The organism is Pseudoduganella aquatica (assembly GCF_020865585.1).
GTDB lineage: Bacteria > Pseudomonadota > Gammaproteobacteria > Burkholderiales > Burkholderiaceae_D > Rugamonas > Rugamonas aquatica_A.
Genome location: NZ_CP086370.1, coordinates 5181055 through 5202056 on the forward strand (window position 1 = coordinate 5181055; position 21002 = coordinate 5202056).

At 62.2% G+C, this 21002-nt stretch carries 23 protein-coding genes, 2 tRNA genes and 1 riboswitch; of the genes, 20 read left to right on the forward strand and 5 right to left on the reverse strand.

Annotated elements, in window-relative coordinates; all coding sequences use genetic code 11:
- Positions 1–19 precede the first annotated feature (19 nt).
- The 3 genes from KT882_RS23150 to pilV are packed head-to-tail and all read right to left on the reverse strand — an operon-like array spanning position 20 to position 2183.
- Positions 20–652: a pilus assembly PilX family protein gene (locus tag KT882_RS23150; RefSeq protein WP_228893422.1), complete on the reverse strand. Its 633-nt coding sequence runs from the start codon at positions 650–652 to the stop codon at positions 20–22.
- Positions 652–1632: a PilW family protein gene (locus KT882_RS23155; protein WP_228893423.1), complete on the reverse strand. Its 981-nt coding sequence runs from the start codon at positions 1630–1632 to the stop codon at positions 652–654. The genes KT882_RS23150 and KT882_RS23155 overlap by 1 nt, the downstream gene beginning before the upstream one ends.
- Positions 1629–2183 carry a type IV pilus modification protein PilV gene (gene pilV, locus KT882_RS23160; protein WP_228893424.1) on the reverse strand — a complete coding sequence of 185 codons (555 nt, stop codon included), beginning with the start codon at positions 2181–2183 and terminating at the stop codon, positions 1629–1631. The genes KT882_RS23155 and pilV overlap by 4 nt, the downstream gene beginning before the upstream one ends.
- A gap of 144 nt (positions 2184–2327) precedes the next feature.
- On the opposite strand from pilV, the gene KT882_RS23165 reads away from it, so the two are divergent.
- Entirely contained in the window at positions 2328–3038 is a 711-nt protein-coding gene (locus KT882_RS23165; protein WP_228893425.1) for a DUF4351 domain-containing protein, read from the forward strand.
- Between the two features lie 6 nt (positions 3039–3044).
- On the opposite strand, the gene nrdR is transcribed toward KT882_RS23165, so the two are convergent.
- Positions 3045–3506 carry a transcriptional regulator NrdR gene (nrdR, locus tag KT882_RS23170; protein ID WP_161074759.1) on the reverse strand — a complete coding sequence of 154 codons (462 nt, stop codon included), beginning with the start codon at positions 3504–3506 and terminating at the stop codon, positions 3045–3047.
- Positions 3507–3583: 77 nt separating this feature from the next.
- Positions 3584–4828, reverse strand: coding sequence for a serine hydroxymethyltransferase (gene glyA, locus KT882_RS23175; protein WP_161074758.1), 1245 nt, complete (start codon positions 4826–4828; stop codon positions 3584–3586).
- A 90-nt stretch (positions 4829–4918) separates the two neighbouring features.
- A riboswitch (ZMP/ZTP riboswitch) is annotated at positions 4919–5038 on the reverse strand.
- A gap of 85 nt (positions 5039–5123) precedes the next feature.
- On the opposite strand from glyA, the gene KT882_RS23180 reads away from it, so the two are divergent.
- The 19 genes from KT882_RS23180 (at position 5124) to KT882_RS23270 (ending at position 20981) form a co-directional block, all read left to right on the forward strand.
- The gene (locus KT882_RS23180) at positions 5124–5870 is read left to right on the forward strand and encodes an SDR family oxidoreductase (protein ID WP_228893426.1); all 747 of its coding nucleotides are present in this window, start codon (positions 5124–5126) and stop codon (positions 5868–5870) included.
- Between the two features lie 74 nt (positions 5871–5944).
- Positions 5945–6400, forward strand: a complete 456-nt coding sequence (ybgC, locus tag KT882_RS23185; RefSeq protein WP_371869394.1) for a tol-pal system-associated acyl-CoA thioesterase — start codon at positions 5945–5947, stop codon at positions 6398–6400.
- Positions 6401–6404: 4 nt separating this feature from the next.
- Complete coding sequence (gene tolQ, locus KT882_RS23190; RefSeq protein WP_161074756.1) at positions 6405–7094, forward strand: protein TolQ; 690 nt, start codon at positions 6405–6407, stop codon at positions 7092–7094.
- Between the two features lie 15 nt (positions 7095–7109).
- Positions 7110–7550: an ExbD/TolR family protein gene (locus KT882_RS23195; protein WP_228893427.1), complete on the forward strand. Its 441-nt coding sequence runs from the start codon at positions 7110–7112 to the stop codon at positions 7548–7550.
- Positions 7551–7553: 3 nt separating this feature from the next.
- Positions 7554–8504, forward strand: a complete 951-nt coding sequence (gene tolA, locus KT882_RS23200) for a cell envelope integrity protein TolA (protein ID WP_321170289.1) — start codon at positions 7554–7556, stop codon at positions 8502–8504.
- Positions 8505–8512: 8 nt separating this feature from the next.
- Positions 8513–9787, forward strand: a complete 1275-nt coding sequence (gene tolB, locus KT882_RS23205) for a Tol-Pal system beta propeller repeat protein TolB (protein ID WP_161074755.1) — start codon at positions 8513–8515, stop codon at positions 9785–9787.
- Positions 9788–9824: 37 nt separating this feature from the next.
- Positions 9825–10352 (forward strand): peptidoglycan-associated lipoprotein Pal, encoded by a 528-nt coding sequence (pal, locus tag KT882_RS23210; RefSeq protein WP_161074754.1) that lies wholly within the window; start codon positions 9825–9827, stop codon positions 10350–10352.
- An 87-nt stretch (positions 10353–10439) separates the two neighbouring features.
- A complete protein-coding gene (gene ybgF / locus KT882_RS23215) occupies positions 10440–11210 on the forward strand; it encodes a tol-pal system protein YbgF (protein ID WP_371869393.1) in 771 nt (256 codons plus the stop codon).
- Between the two features lie 77 nt (positions 11211–11287).
- Positions 11288–11363 (forward strand) — tRNA-Lys (locus KT882_RS23220).
- Between the two features lie 29 nt (positions 11364–11392).
- Positions 11393–11468 (forward strand) — tRNA-Lys (locus tag KT882_RS23225).
- Positions 11469–11809: 341 nt separating this feature from the next.
- On the forward strand, positions 11810–12505 hold the full coding sequence (locus KT882_RS23230; protein WP_161074752.1) for a hypothetical protein: 696 nt from the start codon (positions 11810–11812) through the stop codon (positions 12503–12505).
- Between the two features lie 9 nt (positions 12506–12514).
- Positions 12515–13063 carry a hypothetical protein gene (locus KT882_RS23235; protein ID WP_161074751.1) on the forward strand — a complete coding sequence of 183 codons (549 nt, stop codon included), beginning with the start codon at positions 12515–12517 and terminating at the stop codon, positions 13061–13063.
- A 158-nt stretch (positions 13064–13221) separates the two neighbouring features.
- A complete protein-coding gene (locus KT882_RS23240) occupies positions 13222–14007 on the forward strand; it encodes a substrate-binding periplasmic protein (protein WP_228893428.1) in 786 nt (261 codons plus the stop codon).
- Between the two features lie 109 nt (positions 14008–14116).
- The gene (locus KT882_RS23245; protein WP_161074749.1) at positions 14117–14920 is read left to right on the forward strand and encodes an alpha/beta fold hydrolase; all 804 of its coding nucleotides are present in this window, start codon (positions 14117–14119) and stop codon (positions 14918–14920) included.
- 2 nt (positions 14921–14922) lie between these two features.
- Complete coding sequence (locus KT882_RS23250) at positions 14923–16545, forward strand: ATP-binding protein (RefSeq protein ID WP_228893429.1); 1623 nt, start codon at positions 14923–14925, stop codon at positions 16543–16545.
- Between the two features lie 89 nt (positions 16546–16634).
- Entirely contained in the window at positions 16635–16898 is a 264-nt protein-coding gene (locus KT882_RS23255; RefSeq protein ID WP_228893430.1) for a hypothetical protein, read from the forward strand.
- A 221-nt stretch (positions 16899–17119) separates the two neighbouring features.
- Positions 17120–18682, forward strand: coding sequence for a family 43 glycosylhydrolase (locus KT882_RS23260; protein ID WP_228893431.1), 1563 nt, complete (start codon positions 17120–17122; stop codon positions 18680–18682).
- An 11-nt stretch (positions 18683–18693) separates the two neighbouring features.
- Positions 18694–20028, forward strand: a complete 1335-nt coding sequence (locus tag KT882_RS23265; RefSeq protein WP_228893432.1) for a pectate lyase family protein — start codon at positions 18694–18696, stop codon at positions 20026–20028.
- 200 nt (positions 20029–20228) lie between these two features.
- The gene (locus KT882_RS23270) at positions 20229–20981 is read left to right on the forward strand and encodes an MCP four helix bundle domain-containing protein (protein ID WP_161074744.1); all 753 of its coding nucleotides are present in this window, start codon (positions 20229–20231) and stop codon (positions 20979–20981) included.
- Positions 20982–21002: the final 21 nt, after the last annotated feature.

Sequence of the window (21002 nt, forward strand, 5' to 3'; positions counted from 1 at the left end):
CGGTCCGTCCATGGCAGTTTCATGGCGTCCCTCCCTCGTCTGCTTTGCGATAGCTTCCTTGCAGCACGGCCTCGGTGGATTCGCGCGCACCAAAACCGATGGCGGTGACGCGGTACAGGTACTGCGTGCTTCCGGCATCTGCGCCAGGCGGGTGGTAAGGCATGCGCTCGATGATGTAGCGCGGGCGCCGGAATGGCAGCAGACCTTGGCCAGTCTCCATCAGCGCGCCGGTGAACCGTCCAAACGGCACGGAGCGCGAGGCGGCGCCGTCGTCGCCGATGTCGACGCTCTCCCACACCGGCACATCGCCATCCGCAGGCGCGCACAGTCCAAGCCCGGGGTTGTCGGCGCCCATGCCGCAGCCTTGCACAAAGCCCAGGCCGCTGCCCGGAGCCAGCAGCGCGGCACGCGCCGGCGTGCTGGCGGCGCCGCCGTTAATCTCCTTTTCCGCGTCGGCCAGCGCATCCTCCGCTGCTTGCAATGCCACGTAGCGGTCGCGTTCGGCCCGCGCCGCCTTCTCGCCCAGCATGGCCATGCGGGCGGCGGATGCGCCCAGCAGCAGCACGGCAATCAGCATCAGCAACGTGAGGAGCAGAGCAATCCCTTGCTCCGCGAGCATGGGGACCGCGCTGATTTGCCGGATGGCGGCCATCACCCGCCCCCGGCGTTACGCAGCGCGATCGATGTTTCGAACACGCGCCGAACGCGCTGGCGTTCGCCATCGGGCAGCAACTGCTCATCTATGTGCACGCCACGGTCGCCATCGGCCATGCTGCCGGTGTACGCGCCGCCGAGCAGGTCGTACTTCAGCGGCACGGCGCCAACGCGGGAGTAAGCATCGCCATGCAGCAACAAGGCCGCTTTGATGCTGGCCACACGCTTCCACCACGTTTTACGGTTGAAGTCCTGTGCGCGTGCAGCGGCGGTAGCGCCCTCCAGCACCAGATCTCCATCCATTAAGTTGATGGCGCTCGCGCTCAGGTAGCGGTTGGGAATGCCGTCCGCCGGCGTGTCGGTGTCGATTCCGTATAGCACCTGGAAACTGTCCACGCCGCGGACGATGGCGTCGGCGCCCCAACTGTGCGCGCTTTTATATTTGCACCGCAGTTCGGCGACACCGTCGCTACCCTTCGCAACGTAGAAAATACTCCAGCCGCGCTGCGCTTCGCTGCCCGCCGCCGCAATGCCAAAGCCGGCGCAATTCAGCACGGAGCCGTCCGCCTCGGGCGAGCCGGAGCCGGCATAGCGCAAGGCCAGCACATCGCTGCCATTCACGGTTGCGGGCAGCGGATCCTCAATGCCGTTGCTGTTGCGGGAAATACTGGCGTCATCCAGTCCGCTGATGTTGGCGCTGCTTTCCGGCGTGGTTGCCGGCGGCACGCTAGCATCATCCCAGTTCACAAACGCGGCTTGCCGCACGGACTGGCTGATGATGGACAGCGCGTAGCGGCCGCTGTCATTGAGCCGGGCGCTTTCAGTGTGAAACGCATAATTGGCGCTGGCATTCACCAGCAGCGCGCTGGCCACCAACGTCACCAGCGAGCCCACCGCGATCGCGATCACCATCTCAACCAGGCCGAGACCGCGCTCGCGGCTGCGGCCTGCATCACCATTGCAGACGGCCTTTTTCATGGCGCCACTCCCGCCAGCACCAGCGCCACACCGGGCGCATAATCGCCGTCCACATCGCTGGCCGCCGTACCGTCCGGATTCTTGCCGCGCCAGCCAACCTTGACGACTACCGGCGCCGCAGGGCCGCCCGCGCAGGGCCAACGCAGCCGGCCACTGCTCCACATGCCCGTGTCTCGGCAGATGCGCACCCGGCCGCCGGGCAGTTGCAAAGCGATTTGCCGCTTCAAATCATACATATCCGCCTGCGCCATGGCGGCGCTGTCGCACGGTCCGGCCCAGCACTGGCGGCCGGGCGCGGCGGGAACCGGCTCGGCATGCGCGTCATAGTCCAGAGAGAGATAGGCGGTGGCGATCTGGCCCGGATTGGCGCGCAAGCGTTCGGCCATGGCGAAGGCCATTTGCGCTGCATTGCTCAGCAATTGCGATTCGTAGCGCACACGCAGCGCCACCAGCTGCATGCCGGCGGCTCCCAGCACGCCGACGGCCAGCACCACCACCGCCACCAGCACTTCGATCAGCGCGAAGCCGTGAATCCGCCGTTGCGATGCCATACGCCACCTCCGCACAAGCCGCTTGAGAGACACCCTGATTGCAAGTTAGCAGCCCATGCGCAAGCCGCTTTGACGCAGATCAAAGCTCATATAACTCAGCCTTAAAATCCCACTAGCGATTGCCTATCGTCATTGCAAGCAGGAATGAAGTGTGCCAGCGCCAACCTTCGGCAGCGGCCTTGCGCCAGATCGAAACGCGTCAGCACACCGAGGGCTAGACTGCTGTTCGGCTGCACGCTGGAATTGAGGTTCCGCACCACTAAACTACAGGATCTTGCCGAGCATACCGGCGCATTGTTGGAGCATCACACCCCCTTCGCCTTGCTTACCGCCGCTCATCTGCTGACTCAGGAAACGCATGGACTGCCCGAGCAACGGCTTGCTGCAAAATGGAAGCTGACACGATTGCTGCTGGCGCGTGACTGGGACCATCAACGTATCGTAAACTTATTCCACGTCATCGACTGGATCATGCTCCTGCCCACCGAGCTGGAAGCCCAGCTCTGGCAGGACATGGCCCAAATTCAAGGGAGACCCACCATGGAAAATTACATTCCGCGCGGCGCCAGAATCGTGATGCGGCGCGAGTTGGCTGAGGCGAAGGTCAAAGCTGCGCTAGAAGGAAGGCAAGAAGGGATGCTGCAAGGGAGGCAGGAAGGAAGGCAGGAAGGAAGGCAGGAGGGAATACAGCAAGGCCAAGCCGCCCTGCTCGCCCTGCAGCTAAGCCAGCGTTTCGGCACCCTGCCAGACGACATCACCTCCATGCTGTCCACAGCCAGCCTGAGCCAGCTGCAAGACTGGGCCAAAGCGGTCATCGACGCGCCCACGCTGGACCAGATCTTCGCCCGCCATTGAGGCGAACTAGGTTTTCGGCGCCTGACCGACTTCTTCGATGGCGTCCTGGAACTCGGCGAGGTCCTCGAAATTCTTGTAGACGGAAGCGAAGCGGATGTAGGCCACCTTGTCCAGCCGCTTCAGCTCCTGCATCACCAGCTCGCCGATATAGTGCGTATCGACTTCGCGCTTGCCGCTGGTGAGCAGTTTTTCTTCGATCGCCTGCACCGCCATGTCCAGCGAGGCAGCCGCCACGGGCCGCTTGCGCAAGGCCAGCGTCAGGGAGCCGCGCAACTTGGCCGCAGCGTACTCCGTGCGGCTGCCGTTCTTTTTGACCACGAACGGCATCACGAGTTCAATGCGCTCGTATGTCGTGAAGCGCTTGTCGCACTTGCCGCAGCGGCGGCGGCGGCGGATCGCGTCCCCCTCCTCCGACACGCGGGTGTCAAGGACGTGGATTTCTTCATGCTGACAGAACGGACATTTCATCTGGCGCCGGGCTTTCGAATATTAAAAGAGCGCCGGACCAACACGGTCACGGCGCCCTGATGTTACCAAGACAATGTTTAAGCGTAAACCGGATGCGCGTCAGCCAGCACCTTCACGGCCGCTTTCACGCGCTCGATGGTGGCGGCGTCATGCGGATTGTCCAGCACGTCGGCGATCAGGTTGCCCACTTGTTCCGCTTCGGCTTCCTTGAAACCGCGGGTGGTCATGGCCGGCGAACCCAGGCGGATGCCCGAGGTCACGAACGGTTTCTGCGGGTCGTTCGGGATGCCGTTCTTGTTGCAGGTGATGTGCGCCTGGCCCAGGATGGCTTCCGCTTCCTTGCCGGTCAGGTTCTTGGCGCGCAGGTCGACCAGGAACACGTGCGACTCGGTGCCGCCCGACACGATGCGCAGGCCGCGCTTGATCAGCGTCTTGGCCAGCACGTCGGCGTTCTTCACCACTTGCTGCTGGTATTCCTTGAACGCTGGCTGCAGCGCTTCCTGGAAGGCCACGGCCTTGCCGGCGATCACGTGCATCAGCGGGCCGCCCTGGATGCCTGGGAAGATGGCCGAGTTGATGATCTTCTCGTGCTCGGCCTTCATCAGGATGATGCCGCCGCGCGGGCCGCGCAGCGATTTGTGCGTGGTCGAGGTGACGAAGTCGGCGTGCGGCACAGGGTTAGGGTACAGGCCGGCGGCGATCAGGCCGGCGTAGTGGGCCATGTCCACCATGAAGTAGGCGCCCACGGCTTTCGCCACGGCGGCGAAACGCTCGAAGTCGATTTTCTTGGAGAAGGCGGACGCGCCGGCGATGATCAGCTTGGGCTTGTGTTCCTTGGCCAGCGCTTCCATGGCGGCGTAGTCGATGTCCTCTTCCGGCGTCAGGCCGTAGGAAACCACATTGAACCATTTGCCGGACATATTCAGCGCCATGCCGTGGGTCAGGTGGCCGCCTTCTGCCAGCGACATGCCCATGATGGTGTCGCCCGGCTTCAGCACGGCGAAGAACACGCCCTGGTTGGCTTGCGAGCCCGAGTTCGGCTGCACGTTGGCCGCTTCCGCGCCGAACAGTTTCTTCACGCGGTCGATCGCCAGCTGCTCGACCACGTCCACGTATTCGCAGCCGCCGTAGTAGCGCTTGCCCGGGTAGCCTTCGGCGTATTTATTGGTCAGCTGGGAGCCCTGGGCTTCCATCACCGCTGGCGAAGTGTAGTTCTCCGAAGCGATCAGCTCGATATGGTCGTGCTGGCGGGTGTTTTCCTTCTGGATCGCGGCGAACAGGTCTGGATCGACGGAGGACAGGGTGTGATCTTTTGCAAACATGAAAAAACTCCAAGTGAGAGAGTAAATCTGGCAGGTGGATCGAATGAGGAACGCCAATAAGCGAGGAGCAGCCTCTTCGTGCTTTCCATCGGTGGCTGCCCAGGCGAACGGCTGTTGATTTGAAATCTCACGTTCCCCGGTGGATGCCCACCTTTCGCCGATAGATCGCGCAAGCGCAGACCCGGCTTTTCGCCAGTCACGTGAGACGTAATGGAAGCCAGATTGTACTATCAACTCAGGCAATTACGCTACACTTGCCCTACTCCACCATGTCATCTATTAGTAAGGAAGCAATATGATCGTCTTCATCACCGGCGCCAGCGCCGGTTTCGGCGCCGCCATGGCCCGCGTGTTCACCGCCAACGGCCACAAAGCCATCATCGCCGCCCGCCGCATCGACCGCCTGCAGGCCCTGGCTGCCGAACTGGGAGACCAAGTCCTGCCTATCGCGCTGGACGTGACCGACAAGGCCGCCATCCGCGCCGCGCTGGACGGCCTGCCGGCCGCATGGCGCCAGATCGACGTGCTGGTCAACAATGCAGGCCTGGCCCTGGGCGTCAAGCCGGCCCACGAATCCTCGCTGGACGACTGGGAAACCATGATAGACACCAATTGCAAAGGCCTGGTCACCATGACCCACGCCGTGCTGCCCGCCATGGTGGCGCGCGGCGCCGGCACGATTATCAACATCGGCTCCACCGCCGGCGCCTATCCTTATCCGGGCGGCAATGTGTACGGCGCCACCAAGGCCTTCGTCGAGCAGTTCACCCTCAACCTGCGCGCCGACCTGGTGGGCACCGGCGTGCGCGCCACCAATCTGGCGCCCGGCCTGTGCGGCGGCACCGAGTTCTCCAATGTGCGCATGAAGGGCGACGACGCGGCCGCCGCCAAGGTCTACGAGGGCACGGTGCCGCTGGCGCCGCAGGACATCGCCAACACCGCCTACTGGATCGCCACGCTGCCGCCGCACATGAATGTGAACCAGATTGAACTGATGCCGACTTGTCAGGGTTTCTCCCCTTTCACGATCAAACGGGGATAAAATCCATCTTTTCGCCGAAAAAAACGTAAGCGAGTGTTACAAGAGGGCCAAACTCGCTTGCAAAATCGCGTAGAATGTTGCCCAATCTCATTAGTAGTCAGAACAACATGCCTTCAGAGTTTACCTGGAATGTCCGTGTCTATTACGAAGACACCGATGCCGGCGGCATTGTCTATTACGCAAATTACCTCAAATTCTTCGAACGCGCGCGGACCGAATGGCTGCGCGCCATCGGCGTTGACCAGCACGCCCTGCTGCAGCAGCACGACGCCATGTTCGTCGTGAAAAGCGTCGCTGCCGAGTATCATGCGCCAGCTAAACTCGACGATGTACTAAAATTAACCTTAAGTATCGAAAAACTGGGCCGCGCCTCGCTGCAATTTGTGCAGCAAGCCTGGAACGGCGATCAGTTGCTTAACACGGCGCGCGTGAAAGTTGGTTGCGTCGATTCCGCGCTGCGCCCGCGCGCGGTGCCCGATGTGGTAGCGGCACGCATGCGCGGCGCCGTGTCATCCCCAAACTCAGACTGAAACAATGAACGTCACTCAAGACCTCTCCTTCATCGCCCTGATTTCCAACGCGCACCTGATCGTTCAGCTGATCATGGCGCTGCTGCTCGGCATTTCCCTCACCAGCTGGACCTATATCTTCCGCAAGATGTTCGCCGTGCGCGCCGCGCGCCGCCAGACCATCGACTTCGAGAAAACCTTCTGGGCCGGCGGCAACCTGCACGCGCTGCACCAGAGCGCCGGCAGCAACCGTGAACAGAGCGGCGCGCTGGCGCGCATCTTCGAAGCGGGCATGGGCGAATTCATCAAGGGCAAGGCCGCGCACGCGGCCAGCCGCGAGCTGGACGCCGGCGCCGTGCTGGACGGCGCCCGCCGCGCCATGCGCGCCGCCTTCCAGCGCGAAATGGACGCGCTCGAATCGCACCTGGCCTTCCTGGCCTCGGTCGGCTCGGTCTCGCCCTACATCGGCCTGCTGGGCACCGTCTGGGGCATCATGAACGCCTTCCGCGGCCTGGCCAATGTGCAGCAAGCCACGCTGGCCGCCGTCGCGCCCGGTATTGCCGAAGCGCTGATCGCCACCGCCATCGGCCTGTTCGCCGCCATCCCCGCCGTGGTCGCCTACAACCGCTTCTCGCACGATATCGACCGCCTGGCCATCCGCTTCGAGAGCTTCGTGGAAGAGTTCTCCAACATCCTGCAGCGCCAGTCGCGCTAACCGGGGAGCATAACCATGGCATCTTCCTTCTCCAGCGGCATGCGCGGCAGCCGAGGCGGCCGCAAGCTGAAGTCCGAAATCAACGTCGTACCTTACATCGACGTGATGCTGGTGCTGCTCATTATTTTCATGGTCATGCCCTCGTCCAACAACCCGTCGCAGGTGGACCTGCCGCAGGCCGAGCGCTCCACCCGCCCGCCGGACGACTATATCCAGATCATTATCAAGCCCAACGGCGCGCTGTCGATCGGCGTGCAGGGCAAGAACGCGGACGCGCCGGAGACCGAGCCCAACCGCGACGCCCTGGTGCGCAAGCTGCGCAAGCTGCATGAGGCGCACCCTGAGTATCCGGTGATGATCGCCGGCGACAAGGAAAGCAAGTACGACGACGTGATCCAGCTGATTTCGGAATCGAAAAAGATGGGCATCAGCCGCGTTGGCCTGGCCACGAAGTAAAGTATGACGATGAAACACGCCACCGCAGGCGGCCCGTACCGGGTGCCGAAACGCGACGACCGCTGGAGCTCGATCGGCCTGGCCGCTGCCATGCACGCGGGCCTGCTGTTCTTCCTGTGGGTGGGCGTGGCATGGCAGAACAACGAGCCGGTGGCGGTGGAAGCGGAAGTGTGGGACATGAGCACCCAGACCGCCGCCCCGCCGGCGCCGCAGCCGCCGGAAGCGAAACCTGAGCCCGAGCCGGAACCGGAGCCCGCGCCCACGCCGCCGCCCAAGGTGGTAGCGCCACCAGTGGAAGCGCCGCCGCCGGCCGTCGACCCCGAGATTGCGCTGCAAAAGCGCAAGGCCAAGGAAAAGGCCGAGAAGGAACGCGTTGAAGAAGAGAAGGCAAAAAAAGTAGCCGAACAAAAGGCCAAGGAACTCGAACAGAAGAAGCTCGACGAGAAGAAGAAACTCGACGAGAAGAAAAAGCTGGAAGAGCAGAAACTGGCCGAGGAAAAGGCCAAGCTGGATCAGGCCAAGGAAGACAAGAAAGCCGCCGAAAAGGCAGCCAAGGCCAAAGCGGAAGCAGAGCAGAAAAAGCTGGATAAACAGCGTGCGGCGGAAATGGCGCGCATCACGGGCGCCGTTGGCGCAGGCACCACCGGCACGGCCGCGAAAGCGACCGCGCCGCGCCTGGACAGCGGCTACGTGGCAGCCATTACCGCCAAGATCAAGAGCAACATCGCGTATGCCGGCAGCGACGTCGCCGGCAACCCGCGCGCCGAGTTCAAGATCGAGCAACTGCCAACTGGGGAAATTATTTCGGTCCGGAAGATCAAGAGTAGCGGCATTCCCGCCTACGACCTGGCGGTGGAAGCAGCCATCGCCAAGTCCTCGCCTTTGCCGAAGAAGAAAGACGGCACGGTCGAACGCGAGATTACCGCAGGATTCAACATGAAAGATTTGCCTTGAGAACCAATATGAAAAAAATGACTAGCCTGACCAATGCACTCGCCGCCGCCAGCCTGCTGGCCAGCCTGAACGCCTACGCGCAGCTGAAGGTGGAAATCTCCGGTGTCGGCAGCAACCAGATCCCGGTCGCCGTGGCCGCCTTTGCCGACGAAGGCGTGGCGCCTGCCCAGGTGTCGGCCGTCATCAAGGCCGACCTGGAACGCAGCGGCATGTTCAAGATCATCGACGCCGGCGTGATCAACAACCCGAACGACGTCGACTACAGCCAATGGAAATCGCGCGGCGCCAACGCCATCGTGGTCGGCACCGTCAGCAAGCTGGCCAACGGCGGCTTCGACGTGCGCTACAAGCTGCACGACACCATCAAGGCCACCAAGCTGTCACAGATGGACCAGACCACCTCGGTCAACGAAGTGCGCCTGTCGGCCCACAAGATCGCCGACGACGTCTACGAAAAACTGACCGGCGTGCGCGGCGCCTTCGCCACCCGCGTCGCCTACGTCACCCAGCAGGGCCGCCAGTACCGCCTGGTGGTGGCGGACTCGGACGGCGAGAACGAACTGCCGGCGCTGATCTCGAACGAGCCCATCATTTCGCCGTCCTGGTCGCCGGACGGCAACAAGGTGGCCTACGTCTCCTTCGAGCAGAAAAAACCCGTGGTCTACGTGCAGAACCTGGTGACGCGCGCGCGCACCGTGGTGGCCAATGAAAAAGGCAGCAACTCGGCGCCGTCGTGGTCGCCGGACGGCAGCAAGGTGGCCGTGGCCCTGTCCAAGACCGGCAACACCCAGATCTTCATCGCCAACGCCGACGGCAGCGGCATCCGCCGCATCTCGAACAGCTCCGGCATCGACACCGAGCCGCAGTTCTCGGCCGACGGCCAGTACATCTACTTCACCAGCGACCGCAGCGGCGGCCCGCAGATCTACCGCATGAGCGCCAACGGCGGCGAAGCCAAGCGCGTCACCTTCAGCGGCAGCTACAACATCAGCCCGCGTATTTCCTCGGACGGAAACACGCTGGCTTACATCTCCCGGCGCGACGGCGGCAACTTCCAGCTCTTTGTACTGGATCTCGCCTCCGGCCAGGAACAACGCCTGTCCGACACCACCAGCGACGAATCGCCTAGCTTCGCCCCGAACGGCAAGTACCTGTTGTACGCGACCGTTTCGGGCGGCCGCAAATCGCTGGCTGTGGTGTCGGTCGACGGCCGCGTAAAGCAACGCTTGACGATTCAAGCGGGCAATATCAAGGAGCCCACCTGGGGTCCTTTCATGAAGTAAAAAGCAGTCCTTTCATCAACGACCAGGAGAACTAACCATGCGTAACGTTAAAAGCGTAGCCTTCATCCTCAGCACCGCAGCCCTGCTGTCGGCTTGCTCGACCCCAGTAAAAGTGGCAGAACCAGCACCAGTGGTGGAAAAGCCAGTTGAAGCGGCCAAGCCAGTTGCCGACACCCGCCCAGTTGCCCCAGTACAAACCGCTTCGATCGACCCGCTGGACGATCCTAAAGGCGTGCTGGCTCAGCGTTCCGTGTACTTCGACTTCGACAGCTACGTTGTGCGTGAAGACGGCAAGCCAGTGGTGCAGAATCACTCCGGCTACCTGACCAAGAACGCCAAGCGCTCGATCCTGATCCAAGGCAACACCGACGAACGCGGCGGCGCAGAATACAACCTGGCCCTGGGCCAGAAGCGCGCTGAAGCCGTCCGTAAAGCCATGACCGCCCTGGGCGTGCCAGAAGGCCAGATCGAAGCCGTATCGCTGGGCAAAGAAAAGCCAAAAGCCGAAGGCCACACGGAAGAAGCATGGGCGCAAAACCGCCGTGCCGATATCGTCTACAAGTAATTCTGTAGTCTTAGTATGGCAACACACGGGGCGGCGCGCAGTTTATACTGCGCCCTGCCCCGTTTCTATTTTGAAAGCGCAATGCACATGACGACACTGACCAAATTCCGCCTGCGTTCCGCCACCGCCGCCGCCCTGCTGGCCGCCGCCACCTTCCTGCCGCTGCACGCCAGCGCCGCCCTGTTCGACGACGACGAAGCCCGCAAAGCCATCCTCGACCTGCGCGCCAAGGTGGAAGCCATGCGCGCCGAGCTGAACGGCCGCATCGACTCCAAGGCCGACAAGTCCATCGCGCTGGACATCAACAACCAGCACGAGCAGACCATGAGCGAAATCGCCAAGTTGCGCGGCTCGCTGGAAGTGCTGGCCAACGAACTGGCCAACACGCAAAAGCGCCAGAAAGATTTCTACGTCGACCTCGACGCCCGCCTGCGCAAGCTCGAGCCGCGCCAGGTGACCATCGACGGCAAGACCGCCGCCGTGGACCCGGCCGAGCAAAAAGCCTACGACGCGGCCATGCTGCTGTTCAAGGCCGGCGACTTCAAGACCGCCACCGTGGCGCTGGCCGAATTCGTGCGCCAGTACCCGGAATCGGGCTACGCGGCCAACGCGCAGTACTACCTGGGCACCACCTACTACGCGCAGAAGGACTGCAAGGCCGCCATCCTGGCGCAGCAAGTGGTGGTGAAAGCCTACCCGGACAGCCCGCGCGCGCCGGAAGCCATGCTCAACATCGCCAGCTGCCAGACCGAGCTGAAAGCGGTCGCCAACGCCAAGAAGACGCTGACCGAGCTGCTGAGCAAGTACCCGGACAGCGAGTCCGCCGCCACGGCCCGCGAACGCCTGAAAGCCAAATAAGCGGCCTGCGGCGACAGTTGATGCTCAAGAGCATTTGACAGGACGGCGGGACACCCCTATAATCTTGCTTCTTTCGGGGGTCGTTAGCTCAGCTGGTAGAGCAGCGGACTTTTAATCCGTTGGTCGCAGGTTCGAATCCCGCACGGCCTACCACTCGAAAGAAGCTAAGGTTTCATTACCTTGGGTCGTTAGCTCAGCTGGTAGAGCAGCGGACTTTTAATCCGTTGGTCGCAGGTTCGAATCCCGCACGGCCTACCAAGAATAATCAAGGAAGCCCACGAATTTACGTTCGTGGGCTTTTTTGTTTCTGGTCGCTCTCTGGTCGCTTACGCTGCAACCTCTACCGCGTGACAGTATCGACAGAGGCCTGATACTGCGTTCTGCACTCTAACACGCCCGATAGGCAAATTCAGCTTCCATACGCCGCTATTTCGCTGCAGCATAAGCGAAAGCTCCCCCCGCAGACCTAAGCACTGCGGCCAGTTCATCAGAGGCCTTCCAGTGCAGAACTACCAGCATCAAACAATCTTGCGCCGAATCAAATCCCGTGGTTCCCGGACCCAGTACGCTCATCAAACACCATCGACAGGGAGCCCAACATGCAGCGGTCCAACGAAGAAACATTCGAAAATACGATCAAGTCACTGGAAGCGACAGCAGCCAGCGCAGGGATGCACCTGGAAATTGACTCCGCTGCACGCAGCATTTACGCGCGCGAGATTAAGGCGATGTCGGACAACCTGCGCAGGCAAGTAGCCAGAGGCCAGTTGACTTGGGTACAAGCGGCAGAACAGGCCCAAAATACGAGGAACGTCGTCATGCAGCTAACCAGATCCCGCACCACTCCCGTCGCCCGGGCTTTCGCCGAGCACTACAAGGCAGAGGGTCGCGGACTAAACGCACTCGTCGCAAAAAAGACCACGCAGTTGTTTGGGGGAAATGCTGTCTTCTCAAATCTCTCGCCGGCAAAGCAGAGCCGCGTATTTGCGGAAATCGTGGCCTCCTCCGGGAGGTCTCAACCTTCCATCACCCGCAATATGATGCGCTTGTCATACCTGGGTCGTGGCGTCATTCTGCTGTCATTGGCAATATCGACATACAACGTGCTCACCGCTCGCAATAGAACTACCGCGATCAAGCGCGAACTGGCGACCACCACTGCGGGAATTGGCGGAAGTATCGCCGCTGGCGCCCTCGCGGGTTTGGCGTGCGGTCCTGGGGCGCCTGTATGTGTAACAATAGGTGCGTTTGTCGGAGGTGCTCTGGCAGCCTTCGGCGCTGGCTTCATATGGTAGAGCAAGCTCGTGAGACTACTTTCGAACTCGGAATTCGCAGCACGGCTGGTATCACACAACACGGATACCGCGCTGGCGTCTTCCGAACTGCTGGTTGACGGCAAACCCACCGGGGTGGTCGTCGACGGCGCCATACTGGAAGCAGCTGTCGATTGGCAAGACTGTCGAATCGCCTTCTTCACCGATGACATTCCGTTTGAAGACATGCTGCGAATTTATATGTTCGACGCCAATTTGGCGTTGCTCGATGCGGCTGTGCTTGGCGGTATGTATTCCACCGGCGCCTTTACTGACCTGCATCTCCAACCTCCAAATACGCTAGCGTTTCGCTTCTTCGCCGGCACCGTTTGGCGCGCGGTGCTGCTCGCCGAACGGGAATTTGCCCTTCCCTTCCTTTCCGACCCGCGTGGCGTGAGCCGAACGTTCAAATTCTTCCGGCACTTCCGGATTGAAGGCGAGCCGCTGCCCGAAAGTCTGCCTGGCGCGTCCGACAGCGCAGAAACGGCACGCAGGCAGCCTACCGCATCGGCATCGCACCGCGCTTCGCGAAAATCGTGAGCCTACACGGCTACGGTGAGATATAAGAGCACTTTCATCGAAGATTTACATCATTCATTACTTTCGGCGAAATAGTCTCTTGCACTCACGCAGCTAGTGCATTGCGAAATATCTCCGCAAAATGAGAGTCAACAAACAACCTGTTACCGGGATGAGTGATGACCAGCGTGCGTAACGTCCCCAGTGCTTCGATTTTCAAGTGCGCAGCGCTGTGCGGCTTATTGCTGCTCGCCGCCAGCGCCGCTCGCAGCGAACCACGGGTTTATATTGATCGTGTTGCGCCCCTCGCCTACAGCGTGAACGGCGTGCAGCAAGGTCTGCTCCATGACTTGATGTCCGAAATGGCGCGCCGCGCACAATACACTGGCGCGATTACGCCCATGCCCTTGCTGCGTCAGCGCTTCCTGATCAGCAGCCATGACGATGCGATAGGCACCATTTGGCGCATGGCGGACAATGAAGACAAATACCGGTGGTGGTGCAAGCTGTTCGAATTCAGCTTCGTCATGGTGGCGGCGCCGGGCAGCAGCGCCGACATTTCATCGATTGAGGCGGCCAAGGACTTGCGCGTGGGCGTTATCCTCGGCTCGCCTGCCGAGGATATGGCCCGCCGCAGCGGCTTCCGCAATATCCAAACCGCCAACAACGCTGCGGCCAACCTGGGCAAACTGGAACTGGGACGCATCGACATCTGGATCGCCGCGCCGCTGGTGCTCAAGGCCACGGAAGCGGAACTTGGCCGCTCACTGGCGACGCTGCGCATTGGCAAGCCAGTCGGGAAAATCGGGCTGTACCTGGCCAGCTCGCACAACTTCGACGCCCGGCAAGGAGAGAAATGGAAGGCGGCGTTTGGCTCCATGCAAAAAGACGGTAGCTACGCGCAAATCATGAAGAAATATCGCGTGCCCTTCGACGAAACCGAGCATCACGCAGCAAAGCGTTAGTCCTCAGCGTTAAATATTTCGGGCTTGCAGCAAACGGACCCGGCGTTGCGTCCTCTACCTGTACAATCCCCCGATTGCTTCCTATTGATTCAACGACCCCGAAAGCGCAATGGACATTCAAAAGAGGAATAACGTGCGCGTCAGTGGTAGCGGCGACGTCACGATGGTGTTCGCGCACGGTTTTGGCTGCGACCAGAATATGTGGCGCCTTCTTGTGCCGCACTTCGAGCAGCGCTTTCGCGTCGTGACATTCGACCTCGTTGGCAGCGGCGGATCCGATCTGTCGGCTTACGACGAAAGCAAATATGGCGTCTTGCACGGCTACGCGGCTGACCTGCTGGAGATATTGGACCAGTACGCCTCGGGACCGGTCATCTTTGTCGGCCACTCCGTCAGTGCCATGATCGGCCTGCTGGCCACCATCGAAGCGCCGCAGCGCTTCCTGGCCCAGCTCATGATTGGTCCCTCGCCGTGCTATGTGAACGATGGCGACTACGTCGGCGGCTTCGAACGGGAAGACATCGATGACCTGCTGGCCACCGTCGAAAGCAATTATTTGGGCTGGTCGAGCGCCATGGCGCCGGCGATCATGGGTGCGCCGGAACAGCCGGAACTGGGCGCCGAATTGACGAACAGCTTCTGCCGCACCGATCCCGCCATTGCCAAACACTTCGCCCGCGTCACTTTCCTGTCCGACCATCGCGCCGACCTGCCAAAGTCGGCGGTGCCGGCACTGATAGTCCAGTGCAGCGACGACCTGATCGCCCCGCTGGCGGTAGGCGAATACATGCATCGTGTCCTGCCACGCAGCACCTTGTCCGTGATCGACAATGTCGGCCACTGTCCACACTTGAGCTCGCCGAGCGCCAGCAGCGCGGCCATGGAAAGCTTCCTCGCATCCTTGGCACGCTAGAGGTGGAACGTCCTCACCTCACTGACGAGCGACTTTACGACAGAGCGGCGTGCGGACTGCTGCTGACCGACGAGAATGGGCTGATATGCCGCTGCAATCAAACGTTCTGCGGCTGGGTGGGCTTGCCGGAAAACGAGCTGGTGGGTAAACGCCGCATCCAGGACATGTTCACGATGGGCGGCAAGGTATTTCATCAAACCCATTTGCTGCCACTGCTGCAAATGCAAGGGTCGGTCGCTGAAGTACAGATCGACATCCGCCATGCCGATAAATCGGTGCTGCCTACCCTGATCAATATCTTCCGGCGCAAGGAAGGCGATCGCATTGTCGATGAGCTTGCCGTCTTCATTGCCACTGACCGGCGGGCGTATGAGCGGGAGTTGCTGCATGCGCGGCGCCACGCCGAGGCGTCGCTGCTCGCGCTGGAGGAAACGCAGAAGGCGCTGCAGGAAAATCGGGATGAGCTTGGGCGCGCCAATGCTGAACTGGCGCGCGCGGATCGCCAGAAAGATGAATTCCTCGCCACGCTCGCGCACGAACTGCGCAATCCGCTGGCGCCACTGCGCAACGTGCTGGAAATCTTCAAGCTCAAGCCACTCGACGATCCTCAGCTGCTCAGGGCACGAGCAGTGTTCGAGCGCCAGATGCAGCAGATGTCGCACCTGGTCGACGACCTGATGGACATTTCGCGCATTACGCAAGGACGGGTCGAGCTGCGGCGCGAGCGCATCAATATTGCTGAGCTGATGCGCCAGGCGGCTGAAGCTTCGCAGGCGCTGATCGATGCCGGCGCGCACCGGCTGTACATGACGCTGCCGGACCATCCCTTGCTGGTGGATGCGGATCCCACGCGCTTGACACAGATCATGACCAACTTGCTCAACAATGCCGCCAAATACACGCCGGAGGGCGGATCCATCTGGTTCGACGCGGCGGAAGAAAATGGCCAGGCGGCCGTCCGTGTCCGCGACTCCGGCATCGGTATCGCGGCCTATCATCTGGCCAATGTGTTCACCATGTTTTCGCAGCTTGAGCCCGCACTTGCGCGCTCCCAGGGAGGACTTGGTATCGGGCTGGCCCTGGTCAAGGGATTGGTCACACTGCATGGCGGCACGATCGATGTTTTCAGCGAGGGAGTAGGCTGCGGCAGCGAGTTCGTTTTACGCTTGCCGCTGGCTGCGGAAATCCTGAACAACCCCACCGGTTCAGCGCAAAATGCTGCAAGCACCCCGCAGTCCGTTTCTCCGACCGACAAGGCAAAGCGCATACTGGTGGTTGACGATAACCGCGACGCCGCCGATTTGCTGGGCATGGCCCTCACCATGCAGGGATTCTCCGTTACGCAGTATTACGACGGTTCCTCGGCGCTGTCGGCCGGCCCGGCATTTCAACCGGACGTGGTCATCCTCGACATCGGACTGCCGGGGATGGATGGCTACACAGTTGCGCGCCACATTCGTTCACAGCCATGGGGAGAACAAACCTTGCTGATCGCTGCCACCGGATGGGGGCAGCAGCGCGATATGGAAGCCACAACGGCTGCAGGATTCGACGCGCATATGGTCAAGCCGCTCGATTTTACCGAACTGGGGGAAGTGATCAACAAAGGCCGCACCCCGCACTGAAATCCGGCCGTTGCGGGATATTCCACAGATCGCACGGCTTAGCGTTTTTCACTGCCCTCCTCCACCTTACACACTACGAAAGAAACACCATGAAAAAAACCGGAATGGCAAAAAGCGACGCCAAAAAGCTGATGGGCAAAATGACCGCGCCCGGCGCTGCCGAATTCGGCAAAGTTGCTGAAGTGGTCGACCGCCGCGAGCAGCGCCGCCGCGACCAGGCGCTGGGCCTGGTGCCGTTCGCCACCAAACTGAACGCCGACCTGGTGGCTCAGCTCAACGCCTTGGCCACTGAGCAGGGCAGCGATGTCGGCACCGTCGTGACAGCCCTGCTGCAAAAGGGCATGGCGAGCTAAGCCGCCAATCTCGGCTAGCCGCGCCAGCAAGCCAGCCTTCGGGTTGGCTCTTTTTTCGGGCAGCAAAAAACTCACTGACTGTGAGCACACGCTGCACCGGTTTTGTGCGATGATCCATTTTGGCCTGACCAATTAGCAATGTTTGCATATTGGTCCAACCAGTTCACAATGGAACCAACGTCATGCGTCTAGCAGCCGTCTTATTGTCTTGTTCATTGTCCTTGCCAGCTCTCGGCGCGCCCTGCACCAGCGAGCTGGGCAATCCCTTCCTGCGCCACTGCCAGGACTGGGCCAGGGGCGTTGAACAGCAGCGCAAGGCGGACCTGGGCAATGGCAGCTACCTGAACCCCATCATGGCCGGCGACCACCCCGATCCCAGCGTGCTCAAGGACGGCGACGACTATTACATGACCTTCTCCTCGTTCGAGGCCTACCCCGGCCTGACGATCTGGCATTCGCGCGACCTGGTGAACTGGGAACCGATAGGCAGCGCGCTGAAGCAATACGTGGGCAGCGTCTGGGCGCCCGAGCTGACCAGGCACAACGGCCGCTACTACCTCTACATTCCGGCCAAACTGCCCGGCAACAACAATATCTATGTCATCCACGCCGACAATATACGCGGCCCCTGGTCGGAGCCCGTGGCGCTGAACAATGCCCGCATCGACCCCGGCCACATCGTCGGCGAGGACGGCAAGCGCTACCTGTTCCTGTCGCACGGCGACCGCGTCCAGCTGTCCGACGACGGCCTGAAAATCGCCGGGCCGGTGCAGCACGTCTACGACGGCTGGAAATACCCGGAAGAGTGGGACGTGGAAGGCTACGCCCAGGAAGGCCCGAAGATGACGCGCCACGGCGAGTACTTCTACATGACGCTGGCCCTGGGCGGCACCGCCGGTCCGCCCACCGGCCACATGGTGGTGTCGGCGCGCTCCAGGTCCATCCACGGGCCTTGGGAGAACTCGCCCTACAACCCCATCATCCGCACCGAATCGGCGGCGGAAAAATGGTGGTCCAAGGGGCACGCAACGCTGGTCGAAGGGCCGGGCAAGTCCGGCTGGTACATGATGTACCACGGCTACGAGAACGGCTTCCACGCCCTCGGCCGCCAGGCCTTGCTGGCACCTATCGAATGGACCAGCGACGGCTGGTTCAAGGCCGCCGCCTTTGACGCCGGCAAGCCCATCCCCAAACCCGCAGGCGGCAGCGCGCTCCCGCACGGCATGGCGCTGTCGGACGATTTCAGCAGCAATAAATTCGGCCTGCAATGGAGCTTCTTCCGTGGCGGCGTGGACGAAAACAAGCGCGTGCGCTACCGCGACGGCCTGCTGGAACTGGACGCGAAAGGCGGCTCGCCAGCCGACAGCTCGCCGCTCACCTTCCTTGCCGGCGACCAGGCTTACCAGTTCGAGGTGGACATCGATTTCGACCCCGGCGCGCAGGCGGGCGCCCTGCTGTTCTACAACGACAAGCTGTACGCCGGCGTCGGCGTGAACAAGGACGGCTTCATCCTGCACCGCTACGGCATGGACCAGCCGCGCGGCGGCAAGCCGGCCGGCATGGCCAACAAGCTGCGCATGCGCGTCACCAACGACCGCCACATCCTGACCATCCACACCAGCACCGACCAGGGCAAGACCTGGCACAAATACGGCGTGCAGATGGAAGTGTCCGGCTACAACCACAACACCGCTTACGGCTTCATGAGCCTGCGTCCCGCCATCTACGCCGCCGGGAAGGGCAAAGTCCGTTTCACCAACCTCGTCTACCGTGCCCTGCCTTGAACTGGAGAACCATGAAGCTGCCCGCCATCCGTAAGATCGCCCTCGCCCTTGCCATGGGCGCCTGCTCCCTGACCGCCCATCCCTCCGCCTCGGCAAGCGGCATGGACCGGGCCGCGATAGACGTGCGCGGCTGGGCCGCCGACACCAAGGGCGGCGCCGGCGGCGCTATCGTGCGCGTGACCAATCTGAACGCCGGCGGCGAAGGCTCCCTGGCCGCCGCGCTGGCCACCGACGGCGCCCGCATCATCGTGTTCGAAGTGGGCGGCGTGATCGACCTGCAAGGCGCCAGCCTGAACATCCGCAAGCCCCACGTCACGGTGGCCGGCCAGACCGCGCCCCATCCCGGCATTACGCTGATCCGGGGCGGCCTGTCGGTCTCGGCGAGCGACGTGATCGTGCAGCACATCGCCGTGCGCCCCGGCGAAAACGGCAAGCCGAAAAAGAGCGGCTGGGAGGTCGACGGCCTGTCCACCAGCGGCGCCAGCAACGTCATCGTCGACCATTGCAGCTTCAGCTGGGCCACCGACGAAAACCTGTCCGCCTCCGGCGCGCGCTTCAACGGCAAGACGCCGGAAGACTGGCCGAACGGCACCTCGCACCGCGTCACCTACAGCCACAACATCATCGCCGAAGGCCTGCGCAATTCCGCCCACGGCAAGGGTGAACATTCCAAAGGCACGCTGATCCACGACAACGCCGAGCAGATCCTCCTGTACGGCAATCTGTATTCGTCCAACGTCGAACGCAACCCGCTGGTGAAGGGCGGCGCCAAGGTCGCCGTGGTCAACAACCTGATCCACAACCCGGGCAAGCGCGCGGTTCACTACAATCTGATCGCCCACGAGTGGGGCGAGCGCGCGCCGCGCACCGGCGCCGTGACGATGGTGGGCAACGTGCTGCGCGGCGGGCCGGACACCAGCCCCAAGACGCCGCTGTTCAGCCTGGGCGGCTCGGGCGACGTCAGCCTGTTCATGCAGGACAATATTGCCGTTGATGCCAACGGCGAGCCGCTGCCCATGATGGGCCGCTACACCGCCGACACCGCCCGGGTGATCCAGGCGGACCAGCCCTACCTGCCGCCCGGCCTGGCGCCGCTGCCGGCCCAGGGCCTGGAAAGCGTGATCTACGCCAGCGCCGGCATGCGCTCTTGGCAGCGCGACGCCATCGACTTCAAAATCCTGTCCGACGTGGCCGAAGGGCGCGGCAACATTGTCGACAGCGAAGCGCAGTCGTCCGGCTATCCGGCCTACGCGCCCACACGCAAAGCCTTCGTGGCGGACGATTGGAATCTGGCGGACATGTCGCCCAAGGCCGGCTGGCAGTCGCTGGCGGTCAAGCGCCCCTGAGTGTCGGCAGGCAGCCACAGCCCTCTCGTTTCCGTACAGAAAATTGTGCTACGATGGCTGCATTGCCTCACCAGAATTCCGTCGTTTCCCGACTTCTGTCACGACACGGCAGCGCCTGCGCTGCCTTTCTCCATCCGGCCCCACCCTCGCCGAGCTAATACCTTAGTTCAGTACTGCGCACCGGCGCAGGAAGGGAAGCCATGAAAACCGCACATTTACGCATTGGTACCAAGCTGGCCCTGGCCTTTACCATCCAGATCGCCCTGCTGGCGGCCACCGCCGCCTACGGCCTGAACCGCATGGACCTGATGCAGGCCAACCTCGACGAGATCACCCGCGTCAACCAGCGCGAGGCAGCCCTGGCGTCGGCCATGCAGATGGCCCTGGCCGAGCGCATGGTCGCGCTGCGCAATGCCGTCCTGCTGAGCAAGGACAACGACATCAGCGCCGAAATCCGCCAGATTGACCTGGCCGACAAGGCGTATTCAACGGAGCAGGCCGCCCTGAAGAATATGCTGGCGGAGTCGTCCGCCAGCGAGGATGAGCTGCAGGCGCTGCGCGATGCCGACAACGCGGCCAGCGCCTCGGAAACGCTAATCGAAGACATCATCAGCGCCGCCCAGCAGCACGCCAGCAGCAAAGCCACCACGCTCATCGTCACGCAGTTGGCGCCGATACAGGCGCGCTGGAACGCGGCGCTGTCCCGGCTGGCGCAAATCCAGACCCAGCAGAACGAAATGGTGGTGGCCGCCAGCAAAGAGGCGGCCACGCACGCGCGGCTGATGTTGGGCGCACTGGCCGGCCTGTCGGTGCTGGGCGGCATACTGCTGGCCTGGGCCATCACGCGCAGCATCGCCCGCCCCATCTCGGTCCTGCTGGGCAGCGTCATGAGCGACGCCGCACGCTGGCGCAGCGAAGACGCCTCGCTCCCGGGAAAAGGCCTGGGTCCATAAGACCCGGCAGCGGCGGGATGC

Bases quoted from the DNA above. Each gene is read 5' to 3' on its own strand.
- tolB (WP_161074755.1), top strand. From the start codon at position 8,513: ATGAAAAAAATGACTAGCCTGACCAATGCACTCGCCGCCGCCAGCCTG.
- KT882_RS23255 (WP_228893430.1), top strand. From the start codon at position 16,635: ATGAAAAAAACCGGAATGGCAAAAAGCGACGCCAAAAAGCTGATGGGC.
- KT882_RS23180 (WP_228893426.1), top strand. From the start codon at position 5,124: ATGATCGTCTTCATCACCGGCGCCAGCGCCGGTTTCGGCGCCGCCATG.
- tolQ (WP_161074756.1), top strand. From the start codon at position 6,405: ATGAACGTCACTCAAGACCTCTCCTTCATCGCCCTGATTTCCAACGCG.
- KT882_RS23265 (WP_228893432.1), top strand. From the start codon at position 18,694: ATGAAGCTGCCCGCCATCCGTAAGATCGCCCTCGCCCTTGCCATGGGC.
- tolA (WP_321170289.1), top strand. From the start codon at position 7,554: ATGACGATGAAACACGCCACCGCAGGCGGCCCGTACCGGGTGCCGAAA.
- KT882_RS23150 (WP_228893422.1), bottom strand. From the start codon at position 652: ATGGCCGCCATCCGGCAAATCAGCGCGGTCCCCATGCTCGCGGAGCAA.
- pal (WP_161074754.1), top strand. From the start codon at position 9,825: ATGCGTAACGTTAAAAGCGTAGCCTTCATCCTCAGCACCGCAGCCCTG.
- KT882_RS23165 (WP_228893425.1), top strand. From the start codon at position 2,328: ATGAAGTGTGCCAGCGCCAACCTTCGGCAGCGGCCTTGCGCCAGATCG.
- KT882_RS23270 (WP_161074744.1), top strand. From the start codon at position 20,229: ATGAAAACCGCACATTTACGCATTGGTACCAAGCTGGCCCTGGCCTTT.
- KT882_RS23245 (WP_161074749.1), top strand. From the start codon at position 14,117: ATGGACATTCAAAAGAGGAATAACGTGCGCGTCAGTGGTAGCGGCGAC.
- KT882_RS23155 (WP_228893423.1), bottom strand. From the start codon at position 1,632: ATGAAAAAGGCCGTCTGCAATGGTGATGCAGGCCGCAGCCGCGAGCGC.
- KT882_RS23195 (WP_228893427.1), top strand. From the start codon at position 7,110: ATGGCATCTTCCTTCTCCAGCGGCATGCGCGGCAGCCGAGGCGGCCGC.
- KT882_RS23240 (WP_228893428.1), top strand. From the start codon at position 13,222: ATGACCAGCGTGCGTAACGTCCCCAGTGCTTCGATTTTCAAGTGCGCA.
- KT882_RS23230 (WP_161074752.1), top strand. From the start codon at position 11,810: ATGCAGCGGTCCAACGAAGAAACATTCGAAAATACGATCAAGTCACTG.
- glyA (WP_161074758.1), bottom strand. From the start codon at position 4,828: ATGTTTGCAAAAGATCACACCCTGTCCTCCGTCGATCCAGACCTGTTC.
- ybgC (WP_371869394.1), top strand. From the start codon at position 5,945: ATGTTGCCCAATCTCATTAGTAGTCAGAACAACATGCCTTCAGAGTTT.
- ybgF (WP_371869393.1), top strand. From the start codon at position 10,440: ATGACGACACTGACCAAATTCCGCCTGCGTTCCGCCACCGCCGCCGCC.
- nrdR (WP_161074759.1), bottom strand. From the start codon at position 3,506: ATGAAATGTCCGTTCTGTCAGCATGAAGAAATCCACGTCCTTGACACC.
- pilV (WP_228893424.1), bottom strand. From the start codon at position 2,183: ATGGCATCGCAACGGCGGATTCACGGCTTCGCGCTGATCGAAGTGCTG.